The following is a 2,339-nucleotide window of genomic DNA, read 5'->3' as shown; positions in this document are numbered from 1 at the left end:
GAATCAGGTCAATTAAACGGAACCACAGTAGTTGATTTGAATAACGATGGAATCTTAGATGGTAATCCAGCTGATTTTGGTGCAAACGGATTATTAGATTTAATAGAAACTGACGATACAGCTGCGGCTACTGTTACAACTGCAACAGCAGACTCAGATGGAGACGGAACTCCTGATTCTCAAGAGTTGGATGCTGATAACGATGGTTGTAATGATGTTACAGAAGCTGGCCTAGTTGATAATGATAGTGATGGGGAATTGGGAAGTAATACAGGTTTAACAGTAGATGCCAATGGCTTAGTTAACACACCTGGAACTACGGGTTATACAACACCTAACGATTTAGATAATAACGGAGTGTTTGATTTCCAAGAAGCTGGTCTTGCAATACAACCTATTGCTACCCAGCCTCAAGATCAAGTAATTGTAGTTAATGCCAATGCTAATTTTGACGTTGATTTGCAGAATACTATTACTTATCAATGGCAAATGAGTACTGATGGTGGGACCAATTGGTCCAATATTTCAAACGGAGGTGCAGCCCCAGCGGTTACTGGTGCAACTACGAATCAATTAACATTATCGTTGGTGCCTTTAGAGTACAATGGCTATTGGTACAGAGTGATTCTTTCTTCACCAGCATTTGCTTGTGATACCGATGTGATTTCCGACCCGGCATTGCTGACTGTTTATCCTGACTTTGATGGCGATGGTATTGGAGATCCTCTTGATTTAGATGATGATAACGATGGTATTCCAGATTTAATGGAGTATGAAGGTTTAGATCCGTTAGCAGATAATGATGGTGATGGTGTTCCAGCATATTTAGATGACGATGATGATAATATTTCTGTTGGTGATGCCAATGATGATGTAGAGTCTGAATATGACTTTGATGGTGATGAAATAGCGAATCACTTTGATTTAGATGCAGATGGTGACGGTATCTATGATGTTGTAGAAGCAGGTAATTCTGATTTAGATGCAGATAACGATGGTATAATTGATGGTGTTGATGCAGACTTTGGTACTAACGGTTTGTTTGATGAACTAGAAACAGATGATACACTTTTAGCCGATATTAACTATACCCCTTGGAATTCTGACGGAGATACTCAACTTAACTTCCTTGATATAGATGATGATAATGATGGTATCTTAAGTTTTTTAGAGACAGATACTGACTCTGACGGAGATACTCATCCTGATTACTTAGACTTGGATGCGGATAATGATGGTATTCCTGATAATGTAGAAGCCCAAACAACTGCAGATTATGATAATCCTTCGGGAATTGACGCTAATGGTGATGGTTTGGATGATGCTTATGGAACAGGCCTTACTCCAGTTAATACAGACGGAGCTGACGATCCTGATTATTTAGATTCTGATTCGGATAATGATAACGTACCAGACAGTACAGAAGGTCATGATTATGATGCTGATGGTATTGCTGATGTATTGCCAAGTGGAACAGATTCTGACGACGACGGTTTGGATGATGCTTATGATGGTTCTGTAGGTGATTTTGCTGACCCTAACGGACTTTCTGTAGGCACAGACCCTGCTAGTGACTTACCAAACAGAGATAATGATTTAGCATCAGTTTCAAATAATTCTACGCTTGTAACTGGAGATAATGAAGTTGACTATAGAGATACGGATGATGATGGTGACGGAATCCCAACTATTGATGAAGATGGAGATAATGATGGTGATCCAACGAATGATAATTGTGATGAAGATCCTTATCCAGATTACTTAGACCCAACCTCATGTGATATTATTCCTGATGGTTTCTCACCAAACGGAGACGGTCTTAATGATGAATTAATTATACCTGCCTTAGCACAATATAAGAACTATACTATGGAAGTATATGATAGATGGGGTAATATGGTATATGAATATAGCCGTAACGGAAGTGCTCAGTCAGATTGGTGGGATGGTTACTCTAGTGGTACTATGACTATCGGTAAAGGTAATAAAGTACCTGTAGGAACATACTATTTTGTTATCGAATTTAACGAAGCCGGTAGAAAACCAATTGCAGAGTGGGTTTATATTAATTATTAATAAAAAATTATAACCTGCAAGGTCTTATAAAGACCTTGCAGGTTATAATTCAAAAACCTTTTAGGTTTACAAACTTTGAAGAATTATATAAAAATATTGTTTCAGCTAAAGCGAAAACTAAATTAAGAACACAATGAGAATAGCATCAGTAGTTTTACTATTAATATTAGGTTTAGGTACTCTAGAGGGTCATGCACAACAAGACCCGCAGTATACTCAGTATATGTACAACATGAACATTGTTAATCCGGCTTATGCGGGTT

Annotated in this window: 2 protein-coding genes; both read left to right on the top strand. The window is 38.1% G+C overall.

From position 1 onward, the window contains the following. The coding region (locus U5A88_RS15885; protein ID WP_354208255.1) for a gliding motility-associated C-terminal domain-containing protein at positions 1-2,076 on the top strand (2,076 nt) is incomplete at its 5' end. Between the two features lie 133 nt (positions 2,077-2,209). Next, positions 2,210-2,339: type IX secretion system membrane protein PorP/SprF (locus U5A88_RS15880; RefSeq protein WP_354208259.1), on the top strand; the 130-nt coding region annotated here is incomplete at its 3' end.

This window comes from Aureibaculum sp. 2308TA14-22, from assembly GCF_040538665.1.
Taxonomy (GTDB): Bacteria; Bacteroidota; Bacteroidia; order Flavobacteriales; family Flavobacteriaceae; genus Aureibaculum.
The sequence above is the reverse complement of the archived record's forward strand: the minus strand, read 5'-3'. Positions and strand labels throughout refer to the sequence as shown.